We start from the raw sequence: 26,900 nt of genomic DNA on the forward strand, positions 1-26,900 counted from the left end.
AAGAGCTTGCCTTACAGCAAAGTTGTTGTAACGCTTTACTACTAACAGAAAGAATTTGAACACATTCGTTCTAGTTTGTCCGTAGGTTAAAGCTTCAGGACAACCACGCATGGGGGGTGAAACGAGTAATTTTTCACGCGATCAATGGTTGTGCAACGCAGCATTGCATCATGCCTGTAATGAATTCGTACGCCAAGTAGTAACTAAATCTAAAACATCCACGGGTAAACGCTCAGTAAAGGCCCATGCATGGGTGTCGCGTTGTCAAGCAGATTGAGCTAGATAAATGTGAGAAATATCACATCCATGAACGGATGAATTGTCACCGTCGTCGTTACATGTGGTGATGTGTTTGTCGGACAACGCCTTACGTAAAAAAAGGCCGGCCCGTCTTGCGACAGGCCGGCCTTTTGGGTCGGCGAAGTGGTCGGACCGGTTCAGTGCCGGACGACGTCTCCGGTGCCTTCGGAACGCTCGAAGGGGAGCACCGTATTGGCGAGGTTGCGTTTCGTCTCGACCAGCACCAGCGGGCCCTCGTCGACGACGACGACCGGAATGCGCTCGCGCGGGACATGGATTGCGGCGGGTTCCGCGGCGATGGCCGCCTGGGCCTGGGCGATCCGCTCCGCATTGGAGTTCACCCACTGTAGGCCTGATCCTTCAGCAAGCCGCGTCAGTGCCGACAGGGGAAGCTCGAAAGGCTGCACCTTCGGCATGCCGTTGCCGACCTCCATCACGTCGGTGCGTTGGCGCGATCCGACGGACTTGGGTGTCTCCGTGTTGTTACCCATGCTCACCAGATGGTCGGGGGCGGCTGCGGATGCGGCCGTCGGTGCGTCGGACGACTGTGCCTTTTCGGACACAGTCACGGGCGCCGAGACGTTCCGGTCATCCCCGAGCGGCTGGACGAAGGCCACGCCGACGTCCGGTTCGCGGGCGGCTTCCGTGGCTTGCGGGCGGTCGGCCGAGGCGGATGCCTCGTCGCGGGGTGCGCGCTCGCGGCGGTCGCGACCATAGCGGTCGCGTGAACGACCACGGCGCTCGTCGCCTTCACGACGTGCTGGTGCCTCGGCGCCGTCCGGACTCGTCATGACGCCGGCGTCCTCGGGGACGCCGCCGTCGGCGCCTGCCTGGACCGGCGCGGCGGACGCGGTGCCTTCCTGGGGCGCCTGGACCGTGGCGGGTCGTGCCTGGCGTTCGTCACGCGGACCGTCCCCATGGGCCGGGCGACGCTCGCGACGGCCTTCGCCGGTGGCGGGTTCGCGCATCGGACGTTCCGGCATCGGCGCGGGCTCGTCCACCTGGGGCGGCAAGACGTCCTGCGACGTCACCGCGGCGGCGTCGGACGAGGCCACGAAGCCCGGATCGCGCGCCGCGTACACGCTGCGCTCCCGTCCGTTGCGGGGCTCGCGCTCGCCCGGGCGGGCATCGGCGCGTTCCTCGGAGCGCTCGACACGCTCGCCATCGACAAGATCCGCGCGTTCGCCGCGTTCCTGGCGTTCGCCGCGATCGCGATCCCGGCCACGGCCGCGTGGGGCGCGGTCGGTCGTTCCCGGCGCGCGATCGCTGGTGGGAGCTTCCGCGAGCGCCGAGGCGCCTTCCACCACCGCGCCCTCGGTCAACTCGCTCACCACCGGACGGGCCTCGCCGTCGGTGCGCGGTCCGCGTCCGCCGCGACGCTCGCCATCGCGCGGCGCCCGGGCCTCGCGGGGTTCACGCGCCTCGCGGACGTCGCGCGGTTCACGCGGCTCGCGCACCGCGCCTTCGACACGCGACTCGCCGCGTGCCTCGACGGTCTCGCGGCGCTCGCCGCCGCGACCATTGCGGCGCTCGCCGTCACGGCCCGCGCGGCCTTCGCCATCGCGGCCGCCACGGCCTTCACCGCGCCCGCCACGTCGTGCCTCACCGTCGCGTGCGCCGCGCGCTTCGCCTTCGCGGCCACCGCGGCCGCCTTCGCGACGTCCGGAGCGCGGTGCCTCCGCCGACGGCGCGACCGGCGCGGGCGCCGCAACCGGCGCCGATGCGGCGGGCGCTGGCGGCTCGCCGAAACCGAAGAAGCTCTTGATCAGGGCCCAGAAGCCGGTTTCGGCCGGTGCCGCAGCGGGCGCGGGCGCCGGGGCGGGTGCCGGGGCCGGCGCAGGGGCGGCGGCGGCCGGACGCACCGGCTCGGGACGCGGAACGGCGGCCGGCGCCGGCGCGTCGGGCAGCACGCCCTTGATGACCGGCGTCTGCTTGTTGGTGGGTTCCTGCGAGCGGCGCGTGACGGAGGTGGGGTCCTCGATCTCGTCGGCCATCCGGTAGCTGGCCTCGATGTGGTCGAGGCGCGGGTCGTCGTGCTTCAGGCGTTCGAGCCGGTAGTTGGGCGTCTCCAGCGTCTTGTTGGGCACCATCAGCACGGTGACACGCTGCTTGAGTTCGATCTTGGCGATCTCGGGGCGCTTCTCGTTGAGCAGGAAGGACGCCACCTCGACGGGGACCTGCACGTGCACGGCCGCCGTGTGGTCCTTCAGGCACTCCTCCTGGATGATGCGCAGGATCTGCAGCGCGCTCGATTCGGTGTCGCGGATGTGGCCCGAGCCGCCGCAACGGGGGCAGGGGATCGACGCGCCTTCGCTGAGCGCCGGCTTCAGGCGCTGGCGGCTCATCTCCATCAGGCCGAACTTGCTGATCGAGCCGAACTGCACGCGGGCGCGGTCCTGGCGCAGCGCGTCGCGCAGGCGGCTCTCGACCTCGCGGCGGTTCTTCGACTCGTCCATGTCGATGAAGTCGATGACGATCAGGCCGCCGAGGTCGCGCAGGCGCATCTGGCGGGCCACCTCGTCGGCGGCCTCCAGGTTGGTGCGGGTGGCGGTCTCCTCGATGTCGCCGCCCTTGATGGCGCGCGCCGAGTTGACGTCGACCGAGACCAGCGCCTCGGTGTGGTCGATCACGATGGCGCCGCCCGAGGGCAGCTGCACCGTGCGGGCGTAGGCCGACTCGATCTGGTGCTCGATCTGGAAGCGGCTGAACAGCGCCGCGTCGTCGCGGTAGCGCTTCACGCGGGCGGCATGCTCGGGCATGACGTGCGCCATGAACTGCTGCGCCTGCTCGTAGATGTCGTCGGTGTCGATCAGGATGTCGCCGATGTCGTGATTGAAGTAGTCGCGGATCGCGCGGATCACCAGGCTCGATTCCTGGTAGATCAGGAAGGCGCCCTTGGCGCCCTTGGCGGCGCCGTCGATGGCGCCCCAGAGCTTGAGCAGGTAGTTCAGGTCCCACTGCAGCTCGGGCGCCGAGCGGCCGATGCCGGCGGTACGGGCGATGATGCTGGCGCCCTTGGGGTACTCCAGCTGGTCCATCGCCTCCTTGAGTTCGGCGCGGTCGTCGCCCTCGATGCGGCGCGAGACGCCGCCGCCGCGCGGGTTGTTGGGCATCAGAACGACATAGCGGCCCGCCAGCGAGACGAAGGTGGTGAGCGCCGCGCCCTTGTTGCCGCGCTCTTCCTTCTCGACCTGCACGACCAGTTCCTGGCCTTCGCGGATCGCGTCCTGGATGCGGGCCTGGCTGGCGGAGACGCCCTCGGCGAAGTACTGGCGCGAGATCTCCTTGAACGGCAGGAAGCCGTGGCGGTCCTCGCCGTAGTCGACGAAGCAGGCCTCCAGCGAAGGCTCGACGCGCGTGACGACGGCCTTGTAGATGTTGCCCTTGCGCTGCTCGCGTCCTTCGATCTCGATTTCGTAGTCGAGGAGTTTTTGTCCATCGACGATGGCCAGGCGGCGCTCTTCGGGCTGCGTGGCGTTGATCAACATCCGCTTCATGGTGCGTTGTCCTTTTATGTATGCGTTCGAACCGGCCCATGACGGGCCAACGATGCACGGACGACGCCGGTGAAACGAGGGGGAATTGCCGCGGTGCCCCGGCTGCCTCGGCCGTGCGGCGCAAACGCCGGGCGGCCCCGTCGAGCCTCAGCTCGACAGCAGCAGGGGTGGTGGTGGCGCGTGGAAGGGTGCGAGCCCGGGGTGGTGTCGACGGGCTGCCTCGTGATCAGCCGGTTGCGCAGGGATGGCGCGCGCCGCTCGCGACCCGATGCCGCGGGCCGCTGGCAGTGGCCAGGTCGGTTTGCGCAGGCAGCGATGAATCAGCAGCAGCATCAACACTTGAGAGAACTCGCTTCGATCCGCCGGCTGCTTGGGAGCTGCCGGCTGGGTATTCCGTATCGGTGTTTCGTGGACGTCGGCTTGACTGGGGTGCGTCGGCTGCCACTTTGCGCTCCAGCGCGGGGTTTGCAGTCTCGGTGCCCCAGCGGCATCGACCTCGCAGCGCGTTCGGCGGTGCTCTAAACTTCTGTTTAATCAAGCACTTACAGAACCGCGCTGGTGAAAAATATTATAGGTGCGAAGCCCGGGCCCACGGCCGCGGAGGTCCGCTTTGTTACGGTGGATGAAGAATCCGCCGGGCAGCGTCTCGACAACTTTCTCTTCCGCCATTTGAAGGGCGTGCCCAAGACGCACGTCTACCGCATCATCCGCTCGGGCGAGGTGCGCCTGAACAAGGGCCGTGTCCAGGCCGAGACGCGCGTCTCGGCCGGCGACGTACTGCGCTTGCCGCCGATGCGGATGACCGCGCCCGCGGAGGACGGCGCCCCCGGCGCACCGGCGCGCGATTTTCCGGTCCTGTTCGAGGATGCGTCGCTGCTGGCCATCGACAAGCCCGCCGGCGTGGCGGTGCACGGCGGCAGCGGCGTGAGCTTCGGCGTCATCGAGCAGTTGCGCGCGGCGCGCCCCGATGCCAAGTTCCTCGAGCTGGTGCACCGGCTGGACCGCGAGACCTCCGGCATCCTGCTGGTGGCGAGGAAACGCAGTGCCCTGACGGCCCTGCAGGCACAGTTCCGCGAGCGCGAGACGGGCAAGACCTACCTGGCTTTGGTCGATGGCGCCTGGCCGGCCAACCGCAAGGTCCTGGACGCGTCCCTGGCCCGCTACCTGCTCCCCGCGGCGGCGGGCGCGGCCGAGGGCGAGCGCCGGGTGCGGGTCGTCCCCCAGGACCATCCCGACGCGATGCATGCCGTGACGCTGGTGCGGGTCGTCGCCCTGGTCCGGCTCGCCGGCGACGCCACGCCGATGTCGCTGCTGGCCGTCACCATCAAGACCGGGCGCACGCACCAGATCCGCGTGCACCTCGCTTCCGCCGGCCATGCCATCGCCGGCGACGACAAATATGGCGATTTCGAACGCAACCGCGATTTGCAGAAGGCCGGACTGAAGCGCATGTTCCTGCATGCCTGGCGACTGCAGTTCGACCACCCGGCGACCGGCGAGCGCACGGCGCTGGAGGCCGGCCTGCCGCCCGAACTGCGCGCGCTGATGTCCGCCGACGTGCTCGACGCGCTGGCCCGCCAACCCGCGCCCCAGGGCGCCGCCTGAATTTCCCACGATGGACCCGCACCCCCCGATGACCGAACCCTCCACCCGCCGCTTCGACCTGATCGCCTTCGACTGGGACGGCACGCTCTACGACTCCACCGCGCTGATCGCGCACTGCATCCAGGACGCGGTGGTCGATGTCGGCGGCGCCCGGCCGAGCCTGCGCGACGCCGCCTGGGTCATCGGCCTGGGCCTGGCCGAGGCGCTGGCGCGCGCCGCGCCCGACGTGCCGCGCGAGAAGTACGTGGCGCTCGGCGCCCGTTATCGCTACCACTACGTGAAGCGGCAGGACGACCTCGTGCTGTTCGAGGGCGTGCTGCCGATGCTCGACGCGCTGCGGGCACGGGGTCACCGGCTGGCCGTCGCCACCGGCAAGTCGCGCCGCGGGCTCAACGAGGTGCTGGCCACCTCCGAACTGCGCGATCGCTTCGACGACTCCCGCACCGCCGACGAGACCGCCGGCAAGCCGCATCCGCGCATGCTGCTCGAACTGATGGAGGCGCTGGACGTGCCGGCCGCGCGCACCCTGATGATCGGCGACACCACGCACGACCTGCAGCTCGCGATCAATGCCGGCTGCGCGAGCGTCGGGGTGAGCTACGGCGCGCACGAGCCGGCGAGCTTCGACGCACTGGGTCCGCTGCACGTCGCGCATTCCGTGGCCGACCTGCATCGCTGGCTGGTCGACAACGCCTGAGATGTCCCGCACCACCCGAGAGGAGCTGCCGATGAGCGAGATTCAGAACATTCCCCTGTGCCAGTCGAGCGACCTGGTCGAAGGCGGCCTTGCCGTGCCCTTCGACCTCACGTACGCCGGCGAGACCTGCCGTGCCTTCGCGATCCGCTTCGAGGGGCAGGTGCATGCCTACCTCAATCGCTGCACCCACGTCGCGATGGAGATGGACCATCAGCCCGACCGCTTCTTCGACGACACCGGCCAGTGGCTGCTGTGCGCCTCGCACGGCGCCGCCTACCGGCCCGACACCGGCGAGTGCGGCGGCGGACCCTGCCGTGGCGCCCTGGTCAGGGTCGAGACGAGCGAGCGGGACGGCGTGGTCCACTGGCATACTGCCTGGAACCTCCGCCCGGTGGCTTTCTAGCCTCACTCCCGTTGCCTCGATGACCGAACCGACCCGTACGGAACCTCAGGGTTTCGAGCCTTTCGAGCGCCCTCCGGCGTCTTCTCCCGCCCATTCCGCCATGTCAAAGAACGATCCGACCTCCACCCCCGGCTGGGAGCGCGCCACGCTCGAGAAGCTCGCCTTCGCGTCCTTGCGCGAGCAGCGCGCCGCGCGCCGCTGGAAGACCTTCGTGCGCCTGGGTTGGCTCGCGTTCTTCGTCTTTCTCGTCTGGCTGGGCATGTCGCGCACCGCCGCCACGTCGACCACCACCTCGCCGCACACGGCCGTGGTGGAGATCAAGGGCGAGATCGCCAACGGCGCGGACGCCAGCGCCGAATTCGTCGTCGCGGCCATGAAGACGGCGTTCGAGGATGCCGGCGCCAAGGGCGTCGTGCTGCTCATCAACTCGCCCGGCGGCAGCCCGGTCCAGGCCGGCATCATCAGCGACGAGATTAAGCGCCTGAAGGCCAAGCACGGCAAGCCGATCTATGCCGTGGTCGAGGAGACCTGCGCCTCGGCCGCCTACTACATCGCCGCGGCCACCGACGCCATCTACGTGGACAAGGCCAGCATCGTCGGCAGCATCGGCGTGCTGATGGACGGTTTCGGCTTCACCGGCACCATGGAGAAGCTGGGCGTCGAGCGGCGCCTGCTCACCTCGGGCGAGAACAAGGGCTTCCTCGACCCCTTCAGCCCCGTGAGCGATGCCCAGCGCGCCCACGCGCAACAGATGCTCGACCAGATCCACGACCAGTTCATCGCCGTGGTGAAGGCCGGGCGCGGCGACCGGCTCAAGCTGGACACGCCCGGCCTGTTCAGCGGCCTGTTCTGGAGTGGCCAGCGGTCCATCGAGCTGGGCCTGGCCGACCATGTCGGCAACGTCGACTACGTGGCGCGGGAAGTGATCAAGGCCGAGGAGATCAACGACTACACGCGACGCGACAACGTCGCCGAGAAGCTGGCGAAGAAGTTCGGCGCCGCGATGGGCGACGCTTCGGTGCGCGCGCTGCACGCGGTGCCGGCCCTGCGCTGAAGACTGTCCGGTCCGTTCGCGAGAAGCCGGCCACGCGCCTCGCGCGGGCCGGCTTCTCGCGACCGCCGTCAGGGCCGGGGATTCGCGTGGCGCGCGGCCAGGGCCAGCGCCAGGGCGAACGCCACCACCACGCACAGCGCGAGCGTCAGCGAACTGACGCGTGCCAGGAAGCCGATGACCGGCGGCCCGGTCATGAAGCCGAGGTACGCCATCGCCGACACCGAGGCGATGCCCTGCGCCGGCGGCACGCCCGGCATCTGCGCCGAGGCGGCGAACAGCACCGGCACGACATTGGCGAACCCGACGCCGACGCCGGCGAACCCCGCCAGCGCGACCCACGGCGTCGAGGTGACCAGCACCAGCGCCATCGACGCGGCCGCCAGCAGCGCGCTGCCGCGCACCAGCGCGGCGGGTTCGAAGCGCTTGCGCAGCGCGTCGCCGCCGAAGCGCGCGGCGGCCATGGCGGCCGAGAAACTGCCATAGGCCAGCGCGGCCTGCTGCTGCGGACTGCCCAGCTCCTGCTGGAGGTACAGCACGCTCCAGTCGTAGATGGCGCCTTCGGCGATCAGCCCCAGCGCCGCCAGGGTGCCGAGCACGGCCAGCGCGCCGCGCGGCAGCCGGAACCCGTCCGTGCCGCCGCCGGGCCCGCGTTCGGTCGCGGTGACGGCGCCCGGCAGCATCCGCGTCGTCGCCAGCGCCACGGCCACCAGCATGGCGCCGGCCACCAGCCACAGGTGGTGCTGCGGCGGCAGGCCGGCGGCGATCGCGGCGCCCCCGGTGAGCGCGCCGGCCATCCCGCCCAGGCTGAACATGCCGTGCATGCCGCTCATCAGGGGCTGTCCCCCGCGCATCTCCAGCTGCGCGGCCTCGGTGTTGATGGCGACGTCGAACACGCTGGTGACCAGGCCGAACAGCACCAGCAGCGCCAGCAGGCCGATCAGGCCCGGCATCGCGATCAGGCCGGTCAGCAGCAGCGCGTAGACCGTGCCGCACAGGCCGCAGACGAGGCGCGCGCCGTGGCGCCCGATGACGCGGCCCGCCTGCGAGATGCCCAGCAGCGCGCCGACGCCCGCGGCCAAAAGGGCCAGGCCGAGCTGGGCCTCGTCGATGCCGTAGTGCGCCTTGACGGTGGGAATGTGCACGCCCCAGGTGGCGAAGATGAAGCCGGCGCAGAAGAACTGCGTGCGCGAGGCCCAGCGCGTGGCGGTGGAGGGCACCGATCGGTCGAGGGCACCACCGGCGGCGGCGTTCGCGTGCTCCGTCGCCATCAGCGGCCGATCGCGAAGACGGCCGGCAGGCGCGTGTCGGCGGTCTCCGGCGCGGTGGCGCGCCAGCCCCTGACCGTGTCGCTGCGCACGCTGGCGCCGGCCAGCGTCAGGCCACGCGCCACCGACAGGCGGGTGTGGTGCTGCAGCGACTGCTTGAGCGCCTGCAGCAGCGCGGCGTTGCGGTAGGGCGTCTCGATGAAGAGCTGGGTCTGTCCGGTGCGCAGCGCCAGCGCCTCCAGTTCGCGGATGCGCCCGACGCGTTCGTCGGCGTCCTGCGGCAGGTAGCCCACGAAGGCGAAATTCTGGCCGTTGAGCCCGCTCGCGGCCAAGGCCAGCAACAGCGACACCGGGCCGGTCAGCGGCACCACCTCGACGCCCAGGAGGTGCGCCGCGCGCGCCACCGAGGAGCCCGGGTCGGCCACCGCCGGCATTCCCGCCTCGCTCAGCAGGCCGATGTCGTGGCCCTGCAGCGCCGCCGCCAGCATGCCGCGAGCGTCGAACTCCCCGGCATGGTCGCCCTTCTTGTGCACCTCGCGCGGCAGCTCGTCGATGCGCTGCGACTGCAGCGGCACGGCCAGCGGCACGACGGCGTCGATGCGCTTGAGGTAGGCGCGGGCCGATTTCGCGTTCTCGCAGATCCAGTGCGTGATGCGCGCGGCCGCCTGCAGCGTGCCGAGCGGCAACGCGTCCTGCAGGGGCGACTGGGCGTCGCAGCCGAAGTCCAGCGGCGCGGGCACGAGGTACAGCCGGCCCCTGGCAGCGGCCCCTCCGGAGGCGGCCTCGCCCGGGGCGGGCGCGGGCGCGGTGGCCCCGCTCACAGCAGCTCCAGGCCGGCGGCGCGCAGCATCCGCGCCGTGCGGATGAGCGGCAGGCCGACCAGCGCGGTGGGGTCGTCGCTGTCGATGGCGTCGAGCAGGGCGATGCCCAGGCCCTCGCTCTTGGCGCTGCCGGCGCAGTCGTAGGGCGTCTCCGCGCGCAGGTAGGTCTCGATGGCCTCGTCGCTCAGGGGTCGGAAGACCACGCGCACCGGTGCCACGTCGCTGTGGGCGAAGCCGCTGGCGGCGCACACCACCGCCACCGCCGTCTGGAACACCAGGGTGTGCCCGCGCATGCGGCGCAGCTGGGCGGTGGCGCGGTCGTGATCGCCAGGCTTGCCCAGCGGCTCGCCGTCGAGATCGGCCACCTGGTCGGAGCCGATCACGATCGCCTCCGGAAAGCGCGCCGCGACCGTGTTGGCCTTGGACAGGGCCAGCCGTTGCGCGAGCGCCAGGGGGGTCTCGCCAGGCAACGGGGTCTCGTCGACCTCCGGGGCCTGAACGTCGAAGGGCATGCGCAGGCGCGCGAGCAGTTCGCGGCGATAGCGCGAAGTCGAGGCGAGGATCAAAGGGCGTTGCATGGGTCGGAATTGTGCGTGAGCCGTTTAGACTGGCCGTGATGAAAAGAGATGCCGCACCCGCCAGACTCGATGTGATCGATTTCGCCAGCACCGCCGCGACGCTCGCGGGCGAAGAACCCGTGAGCGGTTTTCCGCGCGTGGCCGCCGAGCTGGCGGGCGCCGCGGAAACGGCACCGTCGGCGCCGGGGGCCACCGGCGCACCCGACGCGCCATCGGTCCGGTGGACCGCCACCGGGGCGCGCCGCGCGGGCGCGAGCGGTGCCGTCGAGCCCTGGCTCCATCTGCAGGCCGACGCGGTGGTGCCGCTGATCTGCCAGCGCTGCCTCGCGCCGGTCGACACCGCGCTGCAGGTCGATCGGTGGTTCCGTTTCGCGCCCGACGAAGCCACGGCGGCGGTCGAGGACGAGCTCGCCGACGAGGATGTGCTCGTGGCCGCGCGCGACTTCGCGCTCCGTGAGCTGATCGAGGACGAGTTGCTGATGGAGATTCCCTTCACCCCACGGCACGACGTGTGCCCGCAGCCGGTGCGGCTGACCGCGTCCGACGAGGCATTCGACGAAGGGGAGGGCGAGCGTGCCAATCCTTTCGCGGTGCTGGGCAGCCTGCGCCCGCGCAAGTCCTGAGTGGCATCGACGCCGGCGTCGCGCTATAATCGCAGGCTTCGCGCGCGCCGCTGACGGCGTCTGACTCAGTGTCCGGCGTTTCGCAGTCCCGCAGCCCACCCACCTCACCGTACATTCAGGAGCCTCCATGGCCGTCCAACAAAACAAGAAGTCGCCCTCCAAGCGCGGCATGCACCGTTCCCACAATGCGCTGGACGTGCCCGGCATCGCCGTGGAGCCGACCACCGGCGAGATCCACCTGCGCCATCACATCAGCCCGACCGGTTTCTACCGCGGCCGCAAGGTCCTGAAGACCAAGTCCGAATCCTGATCACTTGATTCAAGGCCAAGGCCCGAAGCTACCTCTGCCGTAGCGTCGGGCCTTTGTTTTGATGGTCGTCGCCTCCAACCCCGCTTCCGTACCGCCCGCGATCACGCTTGCCGTGGATTGCATGGGTGGCGATCACGGGCCGCGCATCACGCTGGCGGCCTGTCGCGCCTTCCTCGACCGCCATCCCGAGGCCTCGCTCCTGCTGGTCGGCCTGCCCGCCGTGCTGCAGGGTCTGGTGCATCCGCGCGCCCGCATCGTGGCGGCGACCGAGGTGGTCGGCATGGACGATCCCCTGGAAGTCGCACTGCGCCGGAAGAAGGACTCCTCGATGCGGGTCGCCATCCAGCAGGTCAAGGATGGCGCGGCGCAGGCGGCGGTGTCGGCCGGCAACACCGGTGCGCTCATGGCGATCGCGCGTTACCTCCTCAAGACCATGGACGGCATCGACCGGCCGGCCATCGCGCCCCAGTTGCCCAATCGCAAGGGCGGCGCCACGACGGTGCTCGACCTGGGTGCCAATGTCGACTGCGACGCCGAGGACCTGCTGCAGTTCGCGGTGCTGGGCTCCGCGCTGGTCTCCGCGCTCACTGGCAACGAGTCGCCCACGGTCGGACTCCTGAACGTCGGCGAGGAGGCCATCAAGGGCAGCGAGACGATCAAGAAGGCAAGTCTGCTGCTGCGCGCCGCCGCCAATTCGCAGGACCTGAACTTCTACGGAAATGTCGAAGGCAACGACATCTTCAAGGGCACGACGGACATCGTGGTGTGTGACGGCTTCGTCGGCAACATCACGCTCAAGGCGACCGAAGGCGTGGCGTCTATGATCGTGGAGTTCCTGCGCTTCGAGTATTCCAACGGGCTGTTCAGCAAGTTCGCCGCGCTGGTGTCCTATCCGGTCCTGAAATCGCTGAAGCGGCGGCTCGACCACCGCCGATACAACGGCGCCGCGCTGCTGGGCCTGCGCGGACTGGTTTTCAAGAGCCATGGTTCGGCCGACGAGGTGGCGTTCGGCTACGCGCTCGATCGCGCTTATGATGCCGCCCGCAACAACCTGCTCGAGCGCGTGCGCTCCCGCATCGCCCGAGCCGCTCCCCTGCTCGCACGCACCCAGCCTGCAACCCCGGGGGCGTCGACCGAAGTCACCGCATCCGCCGCATTGCACGCTTGATGACCTCCTTCTCCCGCATCACCGGTACCGGCAGTTACCTGCCGCCTCGCTGCCTCAGCAACGACGATCTGGCCCGCGAACTCGCCGAGCGTGGCGTCGAGACGTCGGATCAGTGGATCGTGGAGCGCACCGGCATCCGCGCGCGTCATTTCGCCGCGCCGGACGTGGCCAGCAGCGACCTGGGCCTCGAAGCCGCCCGGCGCGCGCTCGAGGCAGCGGGTCGAACGGCCGAGGACGTCGACCTGATCATCGTCGCCACCTCGACGCCGGACATGGTGTTTCCCTCGACGGCCGCGATCCTGCAGCACAAGCTGGGAATCGCGGGCTGCGCGGCCTTCGACGTGCAGGCGGTCTGCAGCGGGTTCATCTATGCGCTGACCGTGGCCGACGCGCTGATCAAGACCGGCACTGCCCGCTGTGCCCTGGTGATCGGCGCCGAGGTGTTTTCCCGCATCCTGGACTTCGACGACCGCACCACCTGCGTGCTGTTCGGCGACGGCGCCGGTGCCGTGGTGCTCGAGGCCAGCGAGCGGCCCGGCATCCTGGCGAGCGACCTGCATGCCGATGGCAGGCATGTCGGCATCCTGTGCGTGCCGGGGCAGGTCGCCGGCGGCGAGGTGGTGGGCACGCCGCTGCTGCGCATGGACGGCCAGGCCGTCTTCAAGCTGGCCGTGCGCGTCCTCGAGGAAGCGGCGCGCGCCACGCTCGCCAAGGCCGGAAAGACACCCGAGGACATCGACTGGCTGATCCCGCACCAGGCCAACCTCCGCATCATGCAGGGCACGGCCCGCAAGCTGCGATTGCCGCTGGAAAAGCTCGTCGTGACCGTGCACGATCACGGCAACACGTCGGCCGCCTCCATTCCGCTCGCGCTCGACGTCGCGGTGCGTGGCAGTCAGGTGAAGCCCGGCGACACCGTGATGCTCGAAGGCGTGGGCGGGGGTTTCACCTGGGGTGCCGTCCTCCTGAATCTTTAGGCTCGTCCCGTCCACGGTCGCCGACCTTCGGTCCGCGCCTCGATGATCGACCCTCACACAACGAGACACGATGAACTCCTTCGCTTTCGTATTTCCCGGCCAGGGTTCCCAGGCCGTCGGCATGCTCGACGCATGGTCCGGTCACCCGGTGATCGCCGAGACGCTGGACGAGGCATCCGAGGCGCTCGGCGAGGATGTGGGCGCCCTGATCCAGCAGGGTCCGAAGGAGGCGCTCGCACTCACGACCAACACGCAGCCGGTCATGCTGGTCGCCGGCGTGGCCGCGTGGCGTGCCTGGCTGGCCGAAGGTGGTCGCCAGCCGTCGGTCGTGGCGGGGCATTCGCTGGGCGAATATTCGGCGCTCGTGGCGGCCGGTGCACTCACGCTGGCGCAGGCTGCGCCGCTGGTCCGCTTTCGTGCCCAGGCGATGCAGCAGGCGGTGCCGGTCGGTGTCGGCGCCATGGCCGCCGTGCTCGGCATGGACGCTGCCCGTGTCATCGTCGGCTGTGCCGAGGCGACCGCCTCCTTCGACATCGGCAGTGGCGAGGTGGTGGAGGCCGTGAACTTCAACGATCCGATGCAGACCGTCATTGCCGGCAGCAAGGCCGCGGTCGACAAGGCGTGCGAGATCGTGAAGACGGGGGGTGCGAAGCGCGCGCTGTTGCTGCCGGTGTCGGCGCCGTTCCATTCGAGCCTGATGCGGCCGGCCGCCGAGGCGCTGCGCGAGCGCCTGGCGTCGGTGCGGATCGAGACGCCGCGAATTCCCGTGATCAACAACATCGACGTGGCCGTCGAGACCGATGCGGGCCGCATCCGCGACGCGCTGGTGCGGCAGGCGGCGGGCCCGGTGCGCTGGGTCGAGACGGTACAGGCGCTGCAAGCACGCGGCGTGGACGCCATCGTGGAGTGCGGACCGGGCCGCGTGCTCGCCGGCATGGCCAAACGAATCGCGCCGGACCTGCCCTCGGCGGCTCTCTACGATCCGGCGTCGCTCGCGCAGACCCGCCAACTCCTGACGACTTCATGACCCATCCCAAATTCGAAGGACAGATCGCACTGGTCACCGGTGCATCGCGCGGCATCGGCGCGGCCATCGCCCTGGAACTCGCGCAGCGCGGCCTGGTGGTGATCGGCACCGGCACCAGCACCGAGAGCGCCCAGAAGATCACCGCCGCGCTCGGCGCGTTCGGAGGCCAGGGCCGTCCCCTGGACGTCAACGACGGCGCGGCACTCGACGCATTGGTCGACGACATCGTCAAGACCCGTGGCGGTCTGCATGTCGTGGTGAACAACGCCGGAATCACCCGCGACATGCTGGCCATGCGCCTGAAGGACGACGACTGGGACGCCGTGCTCGACACCAACCTGAAAGCCGTGTTCCGCGTCTCGCGCGCGGCGATACGTCCGATGATGAAGCAACGCTACGGTCGCATCATCAGCATCACCAGCGTGGTCGGCGCGGCCGGCAACGCGGGTCAGGCCAACTACGCCGCGGCCAAGGCCGGTGTCGCGGGCATGACGCGCGCGCTGGCGCGCGAACTCGGCAGCCGCAACATCACCGTCAACTGCGTCGCGCCGGGCTTCATCGAGACCGACATGACCTCGCGGCTGCCCGAAGCGCAGCAGCAGGCACTGCTTGCCCAGATCCCGTTGGGCCATCTGGGCAAGCCGGCCGACGTCGCGCACGCCGTCGCCTACCTCGCATCGCCGCAAGCTTCCTACGTGACGGGGCAGGAATTGCACGTCAATGGCGGCATGCACATGCAGTAGCGCTGGTTCGCGATCCGCCGGTCCCCATCGGGCCGTCGGGCCGCCCTGTGGCAGCCAGTTAAAATCAACCAATTCTTTACAACCCCCAGAGGGAAACAAATGAGCGATATCGAAGCACGTGTCAAAAAAATCATCGCCGAGCAACTCGGCGTGGAAGAGTCCCAGGTCACCAACGAGAAGGCTTTCGTGGCCGACCTCGGCGCGGATTCGCTCGACACGGTGGAACTCGTGATGGCACTCGAGGACGAGTTCGGCATCGAGATCCCCGACGAGGACGCCGAGAAGATCACGACGGTGCAAAACGCCGTCGATTACGCCACCAAGAATCAGAAGGCCTGATTGGCCGTCCACCGCTTGATGGGCGCGCGACGCGGGATCGCGGTCCACGCCCGTCGAAGGCCCGTGATGGCGGTGTTGTTCCAGAAAGGTTTGCCGGCATGACCAAACGCCGCGTTGTCGTGACCGGACTCGGTTGCATCGCTCCCGTCGGAAACACGGTGGCCGAATGCTGGGACCATCTGTTGGCCGGCCAGTCGGGCATCGACACGATCCGTTCGTTCGACGCCAGTGCCTTCGCCTGCAAGTTCGCGGGCGAGGTCAAGGGCTTCGACGTCACCCAATACATCTCCGAGAAGGAAGCGCGTCACATGGACCGCTTCATCCATCTCGGAATGGCCGCTGCCATGCAAGCCGTGCAGGACAGTGGTCTGAAGACCAACGACGCGCTTTCCCCCGACGAGGCGGCGCGCATCGGTTGCAACATCGGTTCGGGCATCGGCGGCTTGCCGATGATCGAGCAGACGCGCGACGAACTGGTCAATCGTGGCCCCCGTCGCGTCTCGCCATTCTTCGTGCCGGCTTCGATCATCAACATGATCTCGGGCCACGTCTCGATCAAGTATGGCTTCGAGGGCCCCAACGTCGCGGTCGTCACGGCCTGCACCACCGGACTGCATGCCATCGGCCTGTCGGCCCGGATGATCGAATACGGCGATGCCGACGTGATGGTCGCCGGCGGCGCCGAGTCCACCGTCTCGCCGCTGGGCATCGGCGGTTTCGCTGCCGCGCGGGCCTTGTCCACGCGCAACGACGATCCCCGGACCGCTTCCCGGCCGTGGGACAAGGACCGTGACGGTTTTGTTCTCGGCGAAGGTGCGGGCGTGGTGGTGCTCGAGGAGTACGAGCACGCACGGGCGCGCGGGGCCAAGATCTACGCCGAGGTGGCGGGTTTCGGCATGAGCGCGGACGCCTACCACATGACCGCACCCAACGTCGATGGTCCGCGCCGTTCGATGGCCGCCGCGCTGAAGAACGCCGGTGTCAATGCGGACCAGGTCCAGTACCTCAACGCGCATGGCACCTCGACGCCGCTGGGTGACCTGAACGAGACCAATGCGATCAAGAACGCGTTCGGCGACCATGCCCGCGAGCTGGTCGTGAATTCGACCAAATCGATGACGGGCCACCTCCTGGGCGGCGCGGGAGGCATCGAATCGGTGTTCACGGTCCTCGCGCTGCACCACCAGAAAAGTCCACCGACGATCAACATCTTCAATCAGGATCCCGAGTGCGATCTTGATTACTGTGCCAACGAGGCGAGGGATCTCCCCATCGATGTCGCGGTGAAGAACAATTTCGGGTTCGGCGGCACCAACGGAACCCTGGTGTTCAAGCGCGTTTGAATCCATTGCCGTCTTTCGATGCATAGCCCGCCGTCGGTCTGTTATCCGGTCGGGCGATCACGAACCGCCGATCGTCTGATGGGACTGGGCTGGCTGTCGGGCGCTGCCTGCGCCGCTGGCGCCGCGTTCGCACCCGGTCTGTCGGGCGTGGCGGACTGGCGCGCATGGGCACCGTGTGCACTGGCGGCGCTGGCCGGTCTGGCGTCGTGGCATTTCCGCTGGCGATCGTCGAAGGGCCAACTCGTGCTCGACGGCGGCCAGTGGTCCTGGCAGTCCGAAGCCGGCACTGCCTCCCAGATCGATTGCCCCCGGACATGCCTGGATCTGCAAGGAACCATGCTCCTGCACCTGTGCACGCCCGGACGGTCCGATCGCTGGCTGTGGGTCGATCGCGACGCCATGCCATCGTGTTGGAGCGACCTGCGTCGCGCGCTCTGCGCGGGCAGGGAAGCCCAGGCTGAAGCTTTCACGACGTCGGGTGACCGGGTGACGGGGTGACCGCGACATGACCGTTCCCCCACCGCCCGTTCCGCCGTCTGAGGCCCCGGAGCTTTCCGGTGACAAGCCTTCCGAGGCCGTTCACCCGGAAGCGCGTCCGGGCGCCGTCGATTTCGAACTCGTGCGGCGCACCGTGGCGGGTGATCAGAAGGCATTCGAGATGCTGGTCATCAAGTACCAGCGCCGCATCGAACGCCTGATCGGGCGGATGGTGCGGGATGTGGATCTCGTGGAGGACATCGCGCAGGAGACGTTCATCCGCGCCTACCGCGCCTTGCATCAGTTCCGCGGCGAGGCGCAGTTCTACACGTGGCTCTACCGGATCGCCGTGAACACGGCCAAGAAGGCGCTCGTGGACATGAAACGCGATCCGACCATCTCCGAAAGTGCGCTCAGGCCTTCTTCGTCCGACGACGATGAAACTTACCAGCCGAGAAACGAACCAATCAGCGACGAAACCCCCGAAACGGTGCTGGCGGCCAACGAGATCGCGGCGGTGGTCGAGGCGGCGATGGAAGCCCTGCCGGCCGAATTGCGGCAGGCGGTCACGCTGCGCGAGATCGAGGGTTTGAGTTACGAAGAGATCGCCGAGGTCATGGATTGTCCGATCGGCACGGTGCGTTCGCGGATTTTCCGGGCGCGCGAAGCGATTTCTGCACGAGTCAAGCCGATGCTCGACAACCAGTCCGGCAAGCGTTGGTAATCAGGTGATTGCAATGAACCCCTCAGACGAATCTTCCCGCGAACAGATTTCCGCCTTGGCCGATGGCGCCCTGCACGGGCAGGCCATGACGCGCACGATCGAGGCGTTGTGCGCGCAACGGTCCATGCAGCAGGTCTGGCAGGACCACCACGCCGTGGGCGATCTGTTGCGCGCCGGTGCGCGCCGGCCATGCACCGACAACGCCGCCTTTCTGGAACGCTTTCAGCAGCGTCTCGCCGCCGAGCCGGCATCGATCCCGGTCGCGGTCGCCGCGCCTGTGTCTTCCGTGGTGCAACTGCCTGTGCGCCAGCCGGTGACGACCGTCGCCGGACGGATCGGACGCAACGAAGCCGCCAACGAACCGGTCTTTCGCTGGAAGCTCGTCGCCGGCGTGGCGTCGCTGGCGGCGGTGGCGGCCATCGGTTGGAATCTGGTGGGAGGCGTGGGCCTGCCGGCGTCCGGATCCCAGCTTGCGCAACAGCAGGCACAGCCTGCGGTCCAGACAGCATCGCGTGAAGCACCCTTGGTGGTACCGGTCGCTGCTTCGCCGAACGACGCGTTCGCTGCCGGTGAACCGCAGACGCAAGTGACCACGCGGGTTGCTGCGGGCGCGGGCGAGCCGCAGGTGATGTTGCGCGACGCCCGGCTCGATCAACTGCTCGAGGCGCATCGGCAGGCCGGCGGTGCGGCCCAGATGCCTTCGGGCTTCCTGCGCAACGCGACCTTCGACGGCCCGTCGCGCTGAACGATCACAAGGAAATTCCAACGATGCCGATCGTCGCCCGCAGGTCCCTGCTGATCCTTTCCACCGCCGGTCTGGTGGAAGTCGCTGTGGGGCAGCCGCGCACAGGCGATGAGCAGGAGGCACGCCGACCGGTCGCGACCGAGCCATCGAAGCTCGGCACCGTGGACTGGCTGCGTCGCATGCATGCGGCGTCGCGCCAGTTCAGCTACGTGGGCACTTTCGTGGTGTCGGCGACGACCGGCAACTTGTCGAGCGCCCGCATCTGGCATGTGGCACAGGGCGATCTGCTCATGGAGCGCGTCGAGTCGCTGTCGGGCGCGCCCCGCTCCACCTTCCGTCGCAACGGCCAGATCATGACCTTCCTTCCCGAGGACAAGGTCGTGAAGAGCGAGAAGCGGGAGAACCTCGACTTCTTCCCCAACCTGCCCGGTGCGCCGGACTCGACCATCGGCGAGCTCTACGACGCGCAGATGCTGGGGAAAGGCCGTGTCGCCGCCCTGGATGCGGACGTGGTCCAACTCGTGCCTCGCGATGCCCTGCGCTTCGGGTATCGCGTCTGGTGCGAGCGCCGCACCGGGCTGGTCGTCGCGCTGCAGACCGTCGATCGCGATGGCCGTGTGGTCGAGCAGTCGGCGTTCTCCGAACTGCAGTTCAACGCGCCTGTGAAGGTCAAGGCGCTTCAACAGATGATGAGCGACACCACCGGCTACCGCATCGAGAAGGCCGAACTCGAACGCACCACGGCGGCGGCCGAAGGCTGGAACCTGCGCGAGTCCGTTCCCGGGTTCCGGGCCATCAATTGCTATCGGCGTTCGCTCGACGGCCATGCCAAGCCCGAACGCACGATGCAATGGACGTTCTCCGACGGCCTCGCGTCCGTGTCGCTGTTCGTGGAACCGTTCGACGTCCGGCGTGCTGCACGTGAAGCCACGCTCGCTCTCGGGGCCACGCACACGATGACACGGCGTCTCGCCGACCGCGATGGCGACTGGTGGCTCACCGCCGTGGGCGAAGTGCCCGCGCAGACGCTGGATGCCTTCGCGCAGGCGCTCGTTCGCGTGCGCTGAACTTCTTTATCGGATGCCGCTCGCCGGGAGCGTGAACCAAAACGCCCCGAGAGATTCACAAGGCGACGTGTTTCGCGTTCTTGCATGGAAAGAAATCCAATGATGCTCACTTTCGACGGTCGCAGAAAACTTCGTTCTTCCCTTCTCGCCTGTGCTATGGCGGTGACCACAGCGGGCACCTTCCTGCCAATGGTGCCCGCGGTGGCGCAGGTGAGGGCCTTGCCCGATTTCACGGACCTGGTCGACCAGGTCGGACCCGCCGTGGTCAACATCCGCACGGTGGAGCGCGTTGCCCAGCGTGGTGGCTCTGGCGGCGGGGCCGCCAATGGCGAGATGGACCAGGAGATGCAGGAATTCCTGCGCCGGTTCTTCGGCCAGAACGCGCCCGGCGCGCCCAATGCGCCCAATTCGCCCCGTCAGGGACCGCGCTCGTCGCCGCAACCGCAGGAGCCCCAGGAGGAGTCGCGTCCGCGCGGCGTCGGATCGGGGTTCATCCTGAGCCCGGACGGCTACGTGATGACCAATGCGCACGTCGTGGAGGATGCGTCCGAGGTGATCGTCACCCTCACAGACAAGCGCGAGTTCAAGGCGAGGATCGTCGGCGCCGACAAGCGCACCGACGTGGCGGTCGTGAAGATCGATGCGACGGGGCTGCCCGCACTCAAGGTGGGGGACGTCTCCAAGCTCCGGGTCGGCGAGTGGGTGATGGCGATCGGATCGCCGTTCGGTCTCGAAAACACCGTGACGGCCGGCATCGTGAGTGCCAAGCAGCGCGACACGGGCGACTACCTGCCTTTCATCCAGACCGACGTGGCGATCAACCCGGGCAATTCCGGCGGTCCCCTCATCAACATGCGCGGCGAGGTGGTGGGCATCAACAGCCAGATCTATTCGCGCTCGGGCGGCTTCATGGGCATCTCGTTCTCGATCCCGATCGACGAGGCGATCCGCGTGAGCGAGCAGCTCCAGGCCACCGGACGCGTCTCCCGCGGTCGCATCGGGGTGCAGATCGACCGTGTCTCGAAGGACGTGGCCGAATCGATCGGTCTGGGAACGGGGCAGGGCGTGCTGGTGCGCAGCGTCGAGGCCGGATCGCCCGGCGAGAAGGCGGGCATCGAGGCGGGCGACATCATCACCAAGTTCGACGGCAAGGTGGTCGACAAGCCGAGCGATCTGCCGCGCATGGTGGGCAACACGAAGCCGGGCACGCGCAGCACGGTGACCGTGTTCCGCCGTGGCGCCTCGCGCGATCTGGCCGTGACGATCGCCGAGATCGAGCCCGACAAGCCGACGCGCAAGGCCAGTGCCGAGCGCGAGGAGCAGCCGCCCAAGGTGGCTTCGTCCGCTGCGGCCAAGGCCCTCGGACTCGCGGTGAGCGATCTTCCCGAGGCGCAGAAGAAGGAGTTGAAGGTGCGCGGTGGCGTGAAGATCGAAGCGGCCACCGATGCGGCCGCGCGGGTCGGCCTGAAGGAAGGCGACGTGATCCTGGCGGTCGGCAACATCGAGGTGTCGAGCGTCAAGGAATTCGATGCGGCCCTGGCGAAGCTCGAGAAGTCCAAACCCGTGAGCGTGCTGTTCCGACGTGGCGACTGGGCTCAGTACGCGCTGATTCGACCGGCGCGCTGACGTTTCACCCTGATGCAGTGGCCCCAACCCTCAGTCGGGTTTGGGGCTTTTTTTGGTGGCGCCCTTGCGACGTTCTTGGTTTGCACGACTATTTTTTTGCGTCGCGATGTGTTAGCGAACGCTAACTGGCGGCGCAGGGCCAACGACGATTTTCAGTAGAATGGACTCCTTTCGAAGGATCGGAGTGGCATAAGGATGCAGGACCTGTTCACCATGCGGTACGGATCCGAGTCGCTGGCCAATGCTCCACAGATCGCCCACAAGTTGTCCCCCAATCCATTCACCGAAGGTGTGGACAACTTGTTGATAAACCAATCGTTGTGGACCTGCAACGTCATTTCCGACCCCGCACCGACATGGACGTCACCCCCTTTTTGCCTACAATGAAGTCCCAACTACTGCAGTTGCCATTGCTTGTTGGTTCAGGGCGCGTCTCCTTCGGACGCGCCCTTTTTTCTTGTCCGACGCGTTCTGCGTTCGAGGCAATTCAAGTACTTAAGCGTCTTCGTTGATGAATCACATCAGAAATTTCTCCATCATTGCGCACATCGACCATGGCAAGTCGACACTGGCCGACCGACTGATCCAGCGCTGTGGGGGACTCGCCGAACGGGAAATGGAAGCCCAGGTGCTCGATTCGATGGACATCGAGAAGGAACGTGGGATAACCATCAAGGCGCAGACGGCGGCACTGCGCTACAAGGCCAACGACGGCAAGGTCTACAACCTCAATCTCATCGACACGCCCGGCCACGTCGATTTCTCCTACGAAGTGTCGCGCTCGCTTTCCGCGTGTGAGGGTGCCCTGCTGGTGGTGGATGCGTCGCAGGGCGTCGAGGCGCAGACGGTGGCCAACTGCTACACCGCGCTGGACCTCGGTGTGGAGGTGGTGCCGGTCCTCAACAAGATGGACCTGCCCAATGCCGATCCGCAGAACGCGCGCACCGAGATCGAGGATGTGATCGGCATCGACGCGACCGACGCGATTCCCTGCTCCGCCAAGACCGGCATGGGCATCGACGAGATCCTGGAGGCGGTGGTGCAGCGGATGCCGCCACCGCGCGGCAATCCGGAAGGCCCCCTGCGCGCGATGATCGTGGACAGCTGGTTCGACGCCTATGTGGGCGTGGTGATGCTGGTGCGCGTGGTGGACGGCCGGCTGGTCAAGGGCGAGCGCATCAAGATGATGGCTTCCGGCGCCACCTACAACGCGGACAACCTCGGCGTCTTCACGCCGGCGACCGAAAAGCGCGACTCCCTCGAAGCTGGCGAGGTCGGCTTCATCATCGCGGGCATCAAGGAACTGCAGGCGGCCAAGGTCGGCGACACCGTGACGGTCATCAAGACCGGCACCGGGGGCGCCGCCGCGACGGCGACCGAGGCGCTGCCCGGTTTCAAGGAAATCCAGCCGCAGGTCTTCGCCGGCCTCTATCCGACCGAAGCCAGCGAATACGAGTCGCTGCGCGATGCGCTGGAGAAACTCAAGCTCAACGATTCGTCGCTGCGCTACGAGCCCGAGGTGAGCCAGGCACTGGGTTTCGGCTTCCGCTGCGGCTTCCTGGGCCTGCTGCACATGGAGATCGTCCAAGAGCGTCTGGAGCGCGAGTTCGACCAGGATCTCATCACGACCGCGCCCAGCGTGGTCTACCAGGTGGTGCGCAACGACGGCGAGGTCATCATGGTGGAGAACCCGTCGAAGATGCCCGATGTCGGGCGCATGAGCGAGATCCGCGAGCCGATCGTCACGGTGCACCTCTACATGCCGCAGGAGTACGTCGGCGCCGTCATGACGCTGGCCAACCAGAAGCGCGGCGTGCAGATGAACATGGCCTATCACGGCCGCCAGGTCATGTTGACCTACGAGATGCCGCTCGGCGAGATCGTGCTGGACTTCTTCGACAAGCTGAAGTCGCAGAGTCGCGGCTACGCGTCGATGGACTACGAGTTCAAGGAATACCGTGCCTCCGATGTCGTGAAGGTCGACATCCTGCTCAACGGCGACCGCGTCGACGCATTGTCGATCATCGTGCACCGCAGCCAGAGCCAGTACCGTGGGCGGGCCGTGGTCTCGAAGATGCGCGAGATCATCTCGCGCCAGATGTACGACGTCGCCATCCAGGCGGCCATCGGGGTCACCATCATCGCGCGTGAGACAATCAAGGCGCTGCGCAAGAACGTGCTCGCCAAGTGCTATGGCGGCGACATCTCCCGCAAGAAAAAGCTGCTCGAGAAGCAGAAGGCGGGCAAGAAGCGCATGAAGCAGATCGGCTCGGTCGAGGTTCCGCAAGAGGCCTTCCTCGCGATCCTGCAGGTCGAAGACTAAGAAAACATGGCACTCCTCACCTCCCTGATCCTGGCCGTGTTCGCGGCATACGTCGGTTCCTGGTATTTCGGCGCGGTCGAAGGCAACTTCGCGCTCCTGCTGTTCCTGGCGACCGTCGTCACCGGTCTCTACTGGCTGGCCGAACGCCTGTATTTCCTGCCCCGGCGCCGGCGCACGGCCGCCGCCCTGGACGCCTCGCTCGAACAGCGGCGTGCCGAACTGGAGCGCCAGGGCATCAAGCAGGTCGACACGGTCGACACCAAGGCGCGCGAGCGTCTGGTGATGCAGCCCTGGTGGCTCGACTGGACCGCCGGCCTGTTCCCGGTGATCCTGGTCGTGTTCCTGCTGCGTTCGTTCCTGTTCGAGCCCTTCAAGATTCCCTCGGGCTCGATGATGCCGACGCTGCTCACCGGCGACCTGATCCTGGTCAACAAGTTCACCTACGGCCTGCGCCTGCCCGTGCTCAATACCAAGGTCACCGACGGGACGCCCCCCGCACGCGGCGACGTGATGGTGTTCCGCTATCCGCCCAAGCCCAGCCTGGACTACATCAAGCGCGTCGTCGGCCTGCCCGGCGACGAAGTGGCCTACCTCAACAAGAAACTCACCATCAACGGCCAGCCGGTCAACAAGGACGCGATTCCCGACTACTTCGACGAGGAAGCCATGCGCTACCTGAAGCAGTACAGCGAGAACCTCGGCGCGCGCCAGCACAAGATCCTGAACGACGACACGCGGCGCGCGGGAATCTCGGAGATCGAGGTGATGACGTTTCCGAATCAGGACAATTGCCGCTACAGCGTCGAAGGCGTGGTGTGCAAGGTGCCCGCCGGCCATTACTTCATGATGGGCGACAACCGCGACAACTCGCTCGATTCCCGCTACTGGGGGTTCGTCCCGGACAGGAACATCGTCGGACGCGCCTTCTTCGTCTGGATGAACTTCGGCAACCTGGGGCGCATCGGCGCTTTCCAGTGAGGGCCGTCGGCGCACGCATGCAAGGAGCAGGGCACATGAGGATTTCCCGGTCCATCCGATCGGCGTCGCGGCAGCGCGGCATCTCGTTCATCGGACTGTTGTTCGTCGCCGTCGTGCTGGGCTGCGCCGGCGTGGTGCTGGCGCAGGTCATTCCGACGGTGATCGAGTACCAGGCCATCGGCAAGGCCGCCAACAAGGCCGCCGAGGGCAACACGGTGCCCGAGGTGCGCGCCCTGTTCGACCGCGCGCAGGCCGTCGACGACTTCAAGTCCGTCAGCGGCAAGGACCTCGACGTGCGCAAGGTCGGCGATCGGGTCGTGGTCTCCTTCGCCTATGACCGCGAGATCCATCTGGCCGGACCGGCTTACCTCGTGCTCAAGTACAAGGGCCAGGGGCAGGCGCGCTGAGCCCGGTGACATCCTCGACGAAACCGGACCCCCGTCAGCGCCCGGCCGACGCCACGCTGGGTGCCCTGGCCACGCGCCTGAAGCATGCCTTCGGCGACCCGCGCCTGCTGCAGCTCGCGCTGACCCATCGGAGCTTCTCGGCCGACCACAACGAGCGTCTCGAATTCCTCGGCGATTCGGTGCTGAACCTGGCGGTCTCGCACCTGCTGTACGAGCGCCTCGCGGCCCTGCCCGAAGGCGATCTCTCGCGGGTGCGTGCCAACCTCGTCAAGCAGGACACGCTGCACCGGATCGCCGTTCGTCTGGCGCTGTCGCCGCTGCTGCGGCTGGGCGAGGGCGAGGCGCGCTCGGGTGGCCCCGAGCGGCCGTCGATCCTGGCCGATGCGCTGGAGGCCGTGATCGGCGCGGTCTACCTCGATGCCGGCTACGACGCCGCGCAGGCACTGGTGCGCCGGCTCTACGAGTCCGTGGAGATCAACCCCCGCATGGAGGCCGCCTCCAAGGACCCCAAGACCGAATTGCAGGAATGGCTGCAGGGGCACAAAATGAAACTGCCCGTCTACCGCGTCGCCGACACGCTGGGGGCGGCCCATCAACAGACCTTCGATGTCGAGTGCGAGGTGCCCGAACTGGGCCTGCTCGAACGCGGCATCGGTGGGTCTCGCCGCGCTGGCGAGCAAGCCGCCGCCGCGGCCATGCTGATTCGACTCAAGTCCCGCGGGACCTCCAAGGCCAAATGAATTCCATCCCTGACGCGACGCCGCCGGCACCTGAACCCGAACCCGATGCCCCGCACGAGCACGGCGACGACGCCATTCCCGACGTGCGACTCGAAGACCAGTTGCGCCAGCTGACGGCGGGCCGCGCCTCGAGCACCGGCGAAGGCGTCCAGCGCTGTGGGCTGATCGCCATCGTCGGCAAGCCCAACGTGGGCAAGTCGACCTTGCTCAACGCGCTGGTCGGACAGAAGATCAGCATCACCTCGCGCAAGGCGCAGACCACCCGCCATCGCATCACCGGCATGCGCACGCGCGCCGCGCCCGAGGGCGGCGGCACGCAGTTCGTGTTCGTCGACACGCCCGGCTTCCAGACGCTGCGCGCCAATGCGCTCAACAAGTCGCTCAACAAGACCGTCAAGGGTGCCGTCGCCGACGTCGACCTGATCCTGTTCGTGGTGGAGGCGGGGAGCTTCACGCCGGCCGATGCCAAGGTGCTGGCCCTGCTGGGCAAGGACATTCCGGCGCTGCTGATCGCCAACAAGTTCGACAACATCCATCGGCGCGGCGACATCGCGCCCTGGCTGCAGACGATGCAGCAGAAGCACCCGTTCGCCGAGTTCGTGCCGATGTCGGCCAACAACGCCCGGGACGTGGAGCGACTGTTCGGCATCTGCGAGAAGTACCTGCCCGAGCAGGCCTGGTGGTATGCCGAGGACGAGCTCACCGACCGCAGCGAGAAGTTCCTCGCCAGCGAGACGGTGCGCGAGAAGCTGTTCCGCCTGACCGGCGACGAACTGCCCTACACCTCGACCGTCATCATCGACAAGTTCGACGAGGAGCCGCCCCAGCGCAAGGGCCACCGGCGCCTGCTGAAGATCGCCGCGACGATCGTGGTCGAGCGCGAGGGCCACAAGGCGATGGTCATCGGCGACAAGGGCGAGCGCATCAAGCGCATCGGCACCGAGACGCGCCAGGAACTGGAGAAGCTGCTCGACGCCAAGGTGTTCATCGAGATGTGGGTCAAGGTGCGTTCCGGCTGGGCCGACGACGAGGCGCGCGTGCGCAGCTTCGGCTACGAGTAGCG

Annotated in this window: 26 protein-coding genes; 22 read left to right on the forward strand and 4 right to left on the reverse strand. The window is 67.7% G+C overall.

Annotated features, from left to right (window positions below; genetic code table 11):
• Window positions 1–437 precede the first annotated feature (437 nt).
• Window positions 438–3,797: an Rne/Rng family ribonuclease gene (locus NF681_07660; GenBank protein UST55046.1), complete on the reverse strand. Its 3,360-nt coding sequence runs from the start codon at window positions 3,795–3,797 to the stop codon at window positions 438–440.
• Window positions 3,798–4,355: 558 nt separating this feature from the next.
• On the opposite strand from NF681_07660, the gene NF681_07665 reads away from it, so the two are divergent.
• Genes NF681_07665 through NF681_07680 form a run of 4 tightly spaced genes read left to right on the forward strand, consistent with a single transcriptional unit; the run spans window position 4,356 to window position 7,556 of the window.
• Window positions 4,356–5,402: an RluA family pseudouridine synthase gene (locus tag NF681_07665; protein ID UST55047.1), complete on the forward strand. Its 1,047-nt coding sequence runs from the start codon at window positions 4,356–4,358 to the stop codon at window positions 5,400–5,402.
• A 28-nt stretch (window positions 5,403–5,430) separates the two neighbouring features.
• Window positions 5,431–6,099 (forward strand): HAD-IA family hydrolase, encoded by a 669-nt coding sequence (locus tag NF681_07670; protein ID UST55048.1) that lies wholly within the window; start codon window positions 5,431–5,433, stop codon window positions 6,097–6,099.
• A 31-nt stretch (window positions 6,100–6,130) separates the two neighbouring features.
• Window positions 6,131–6,502 (forward strand): Rieske 2Fe-2S domain-containing protein, encoded by a 372-nt coding sequence (locus NF681_07675; protein UST55049.1) that lies wholly within the window; start codon window positions 6,131–6,133, stop codon window positions 6,500–6,502.
• Window positions 6,503–6,521: 19 nt separating this feature from the next.
• A complete protein-coding gene (locus NF681_07680) occupies window positions 6,522–7,556 on the forward strand; it encodes a S49 family peptidase (GenBank protein UST55050.1) in 1,035 nt (344 codons plus the stop codon).
• Between the two features lie 68 nt (window positions 7,557–7,624).
• On the opposite strand, the gene NF681_07685 is transcribed toward NF681_07680, so the two are convergent.
• The 3 genes from NF681_07685 to NF681_07695 form a co-directional block, all read right to left on the reverse strand.
• Window positions 7,625–8,824 carry an MFS transporter gene (locus NF681_07685; protein UST55051.1) on the reverse strand — a complete coding sequence of 400 codons (1,200 nt, stop codon included), beginning with the start codon at window positions 8,822–8,824 and terminating at the stop codon, window positions 7,625–7,627.
• The gene (locus tag NF681_07690) at window positions 8,824–9,570 is read right to left on the reverse strand and encodes an SAM-dependent methyltransferase (GenBank protein UST55705.1); all 747 of its coding nucleotides are present in this window, start codon (window positions 9,568–9,570) and stop codon (window positions 8,824–8,826) included. Before NF681_07690 ends, NF681_07685 begins: the two co-directional genes overlap by 1 nt.
• 68 nt (window positions 9,571–9,638) lie before the next feature.
• Window positions 9,639–10,220 (reverse strand): Maf family nucleotide pyrophosphatase, encoded by a 582-nt coding sequence (locus NF681_07695; GenBank protein UST55052.1) that lies wholly within the window; start codon window positions 10,218–10,220, stop codon window positions 9,639–9,641.
• A 38-nt stretch (window positions 10,221–10,258) separates the two neighbouring features.
• On the opposite strand from NF681_07695, the gene NF681_07700 reads away from it, so the two are divergent.
• From NF681_07700 to era, 18 genes are all read left to right on the forward strand, one after another.
• The gene (locus NF681_07700) at window positions 10,259–10,843 is read left to right on the forward strand and encodes a DUF177 domain-containing protein (GenBank protein ID UST55053.1); all 585 of its coding nucleotides are present in this window, start codon (window positions 10,259–10,261) and stop codon (window positions 10,841–10,843) included.
• A 127-nt stretch (window positions 10,844–10,970) separates the two neighbouring features.
• Window positions 10,971–11,153, forward strand: coding sequence for a 50S ribosomal protein L32 (rpmF, locus tag NF681_07705; protein UST55054.1), 183 nt, complete (start codon window positions 10,971–10,973; stop codon window positions 11,151–11,153).
• A gap of 121 nt (window positions 11,154–11,274) precedes the next feature.
• On the forward strand, window positions 11,275–12,321 hold the full coding sequence (gene plsX / locus NF681_07710) for a phosphate acyltransferase PlsX (protein ID UST55055.1): 1,047 nt from the start codon (window positions 11,275–11,277) through the stop codon (window positions 12,319–12,321).
• The gene (locus NF681_07715) at window positions 12,321–13,298 is read left to right on the forward strand and encodes a ketoacyl-ACP synthase III (protein ID UST55056.1); all 978 of its coding nucleotides are present in this window, start codon (window positions 12,321–12,323) and stop codon (window positions 13,296–13,298) included. Before plsX ends, NF681_07715 begins: the two co-directional genes overlap by 1 nt.
• Before the next feature lie 70 nt (window positions 13,299–13,368).
• A complete protein-coding gene (gene fabD / locus NF681_07720; GenBank protein ID UST55057.1) occupies window positions 13,369–14,325 on the forward strand; it encodes an ACP S-malonyltransferase in 957 nt (318 codons plus the stop codon).
• Complete coding sequence (gene fabG, locus NF681_07725; protein UST55058.1) at window positions 14,322–15,068, forward strand: 3-oxoacyl-ACP reductase FabG; 747 nt, start codon at window positions 14,322–14,324, stop codon at window positions 15,066–15,068. The genes fabD and fabG overlap by 4 nt, the downstream gene beginning before the upstream one ends.
• 99 nt (window positions 15,069–15,167) lie before the next feature.
• Window positions 15,168–15,407: an acyl carrier protein gene (gene acpP / locus NF681_07730; protein UST55059.1), complete on the forward strand. Its 240-nt coding sequence runs from the start codon at window positions 15,168–15,170 to the stop codon at window positions 15,405–15,407.
• 98 nt (window positions 15,408–15,505) lie between these two features.
• On the forward strand, window positions 15,506–16,750 hold the full coding sequence (fabF, locus tag NF681_07735; protein UST55060.1) for a beta-ketoacyl-ACP synthase II: 1,245 nt from the start codon (window positions 15,506–15,508) through the stop codon (window positions 16,748–16,750).
• A gap of 78 nt (window positions 16,751–16,828) precedes the next feature.
• On the forward strand, window positions 16,829–17,248 hold the full coding sequence (locus tag NF681_07740; protein ID UST55061.1) for a hypothetical protein: 420 nt from the start codon (window positions 16,829–16,831) through the stop codon (window positions 17,246–17,248).
• A gap of 160 nt (window positions 17,249–17,408) precedes the next feature.
• Window positions 17,409–17,951, forward strand: a complete 543-nt coding sequence (locus NF681_07745) for a sigma-70 family RNA polymerase sigma factor (GenBank protein UST55706.1) — start codon at window positions 17,409–17,411, stop codon at window positions 17,949–17,951.
• A 13-nt stretch (window positions 17,952–17,964) separates the two neighbouring features.
• Window positions 17,965–18,696 (forward strand): sigma-E factor negative regulatory protein, encoded by a 732-nt coding sequence (locus tag NF681_07750; GenBank protein ID UST55062.1) that lies wholly within the window; start codon window positions 17,965–17,967, stop codon window positions 18,694–18,696.
• A 23-nt stretch (window positions 18,697–18,719) separates the two neighbouring features.
• The gene (locus tag NF681_07755) at window positions 18,720–19,763 is read left to right on the forward strand and encodes a MucB/RseB C-terminal domain-containing protein (GenBank protein UST55063.1); all 1,044 of its coding nucleotides are present in this window, start codon (window positions 18,720–18,722) and stop codon (window positions 19,761–19,763) included.
• A 99-nt stretch (window positions 19,764–19,862) separates the two neighbouring features.
• Window positions 19,863–21,389, forward strand: a complete 1,527-nt coding sequence (locus NF681_07760; protein UST55064.1) for a DegQ family serine endoprotease — start codon at window positions 19,863–19,865, stop codon at window positions 21,387–21,389.
• A gap of 511 nt (window positions 21,390–21,900) precedes the next feature.
• Entirely contained in the window at window positions 21,901–23,712 is a 1,812-nt protein-coding gene (lepA, locus tag NF681_07765) for a translation elongation factor 4 (GenBank protein UST55065.1), read from the forward strand.
• Between the two features lie 6 nt (window positions 23,713–23,718).
• On the forward strand, window positions 23,719–24,690 hold the full coding sequence (gene lepB, locus NF681_07770; GenBank protein ID UST55066.1) for a signal peptidase I: 972 nt from the start codon (window positions 23,719–23,721) through the stop codon (window positions 24,688–24,690).
• Between the two features lie 35 nt (window positions 24,691–24,725).
• Window positions 24,726–25,097 (forward strand): DUF4845 domain-containing protein, encoded by a 372-nt coding sequence (locus tag NF681_07775; GenBank protein ID UST55067.1) that lies wholly within the window; start codon window positions 24,726–24,728, stop codon window positions 25,095–25,097.
• Between the two features lie 56 nt (window positions 25,098–25,153).
• The gene (rnc, locus tag NF681_07780; GenBank protein UST55707.1) at window positions 25,154–25,837 is read left to right on the forward strand and encodes a ribonuclease III; all 684 of its coding nucleotides are present in this window, start codon (window positions 25,154–25,156) and stop codon (window positions 25,835–25,837) included.
• A complete protein-coding gene (era, locus tag NF681_07785) occupies window positions 25,834–26,898 on the forward strand; it encodes a GTPase Era (protein UST55068.1) in 1,065 nt (354 codons plus the stop codon). Before rnc ends, era begins: the two co-directional genes overlap by 4 nt.
• The last annotated feature ends 2 nt before the right edge of the window (window positions 26,899–26,900 follow it).

It is taken from the genome of Comamonadaceae bacterium OTU4NAUVB1 (assembly GCA_024372625.1).
Taxonomy (GTDB): Bacteria; Pseudomonadota; Gammaproteobacteria; order Burkholderiales; family Burkholderiaceae_C; genus Variovorax.

What these genes read in the sequence shown, in the direction of transcription:
- era (UST55068.1), top strand. Translation starts at nt 25,834, where the DNA reads ATGAATTCCATCCCTGACGCGACGCCGCCGGCACCTGAACCCGAACCC.
- fabF (UST55060.1), top strand. Translation starts at nt 15,506, where the DNA reads ATGACCAAACGCCGCGTTGTCGTGACCGGACTCGGTTGCATCGCTCCC.
- NF681_07745 (UST55706.1), top strand. Translation starts at nt 17,409, where the DNA reads ATGCTGGTCATCAAGTACCAGCGCCGCATCGAACGCCTGATCGGGCGG.
- acpP (UST55059.1), top strand. Translation starts at nt 15,168, where the DNA reads ATGAGCGATATCGAAGCACGTGTCAAAAAAATCATCGCCGAGCAACTC.
- plsX (UST55055.1), top strand. Translation starts at nt 11,275, where the DNA reads ATGGGTGGCGATCACGGGCCGCGCATCACGCTGGCGGCCTGTCGCGCC.
- lepA (UST55065.1), top strand. Translation starts at nt 21,901, where the DNA reads ATGAATCACATCAGAAATTTCTCCATCATTGCGCACATCGACCATGGC.
- NF681_07685 (UST55051.1), bottom strand. Translation starts at nt 8,824, where the DNA reads ATGGCGACGGAGCACGCGAACGCCGCCGCCGGTGGTGCCCTCGACCGA.
- NF681_07660 (UST55046.1), bottom strand. Translation starts at nt 3,797, where the DNA reads ATGAAGCGGATGTTGATCAACGCCACGCAGCCCGAAGAGCGCCGCCTG.
- NF681_07760 (UST55064.1), top strand. Translation starts at nt 19,863, where the DNA reads ATGATGCTCACTTTCGACGGTCGCAGAAAACTTCGTTCTTCCCTTCTC.
- NF681_07715 (UST55056.1), top strand. Translation starts at nt 12,321, where the DNA reads ATGACCTCCTTCTCCCGCATCACCGGTACCGGCAGTTACCTGCCGCCT.
- fabD (UST55057.1), top strand. Translation starts at nt 13,369, where the DNA reads ATGAACTCCTTCGCTTTCGTATTTCCCGGCCAGGGTTCCCAGGCCGTC.
- NF681_07695 (UST55052.1), bottom strand. Translation starts at nt 10,220, where the DNA reads ATGCAACGCCCTTTGATCCTCGCCTCGACTTCGCGCTATCGCCGCGAA.
- NF681_07680 (UST55050.1), top strand. Translation starts at nt 6,522, where the DNA reads ATGACCGAACCGACCCGTACGGAACCTCAGGGTTTCGAGCCTTTCGAG.
- NF681_07670 (UST55048.1), top strand. Translation starts at nt 5,431, where the DNA reads ATGACCGAACCCTCCACCCGCCGCTTCGACCTGATCGCCTTCGACTGG.
- NF681_07700 (UST55053.1), top strand. Translation starts at nt 10,259, where the DNA reads ATGAAAAGAGATGCCGCACCCGCCAGACTCGATGTGATCGATTTCGCC.
- fabG (UST55058.1), top strand. Translation starts at nt 14,322, where the DNA reads ATGACCCATCCCAAATTCGAAGGACAGATCGCACTGGTCACCGGTGCA.
- NF681_07755 (UST55063.1), top strand. Translation starts at nt 18,720, where the DNA reads ATGCCGATCGTCGCCCGCAGGTCCCTGCTGATCCTTTCCACCGCCGGT.
- rpmF (UST55054.1), top strand. Translation starts at nt 10,971, where the DNA reads ATGGCCGTCCAACAAAACAAGAAGTCGCCCTCCAAGCGCGGCATGCAC.
- lepB (UST55066.1), top strand. Translation starts at nt 23,719, where the DNA reads ATGGCACTCCTCACCTCCCTGATCCTGGCCGTGTTCGCGGCATACGTC.
- NF681_07775 (UST55067.1), top strand. Translation starts at nt 24,726, where the DNA reads ATGAGGATTTCCCGGTCCATCCGATCGGCGTCGCGGCAGCGCGGCATC.
- NF681_07740 (UST55061.1), top strand. Translation starts at nt 16,829, where the DNA reads ATGGGACTGGGCTGGCTGTCGGGCGCTGCCTGCGCCGCTGGCGCCGCG.
- NF681_07750 (UST55062.1), top strand. Translation starts at nt 17,965, where the DNA reads ATGAACCCCTCAGACGAATCTTCCCGCGAACAGATTTCCGCCTTGGCC.
- NF681_07675 (UST55049.1), top strand. Translation starts at nt 6,131, where the DNA reads ATGAGCGAGATTCAGAACATTCCCCTGTGCCAGTCGAGCGACCTGGTC.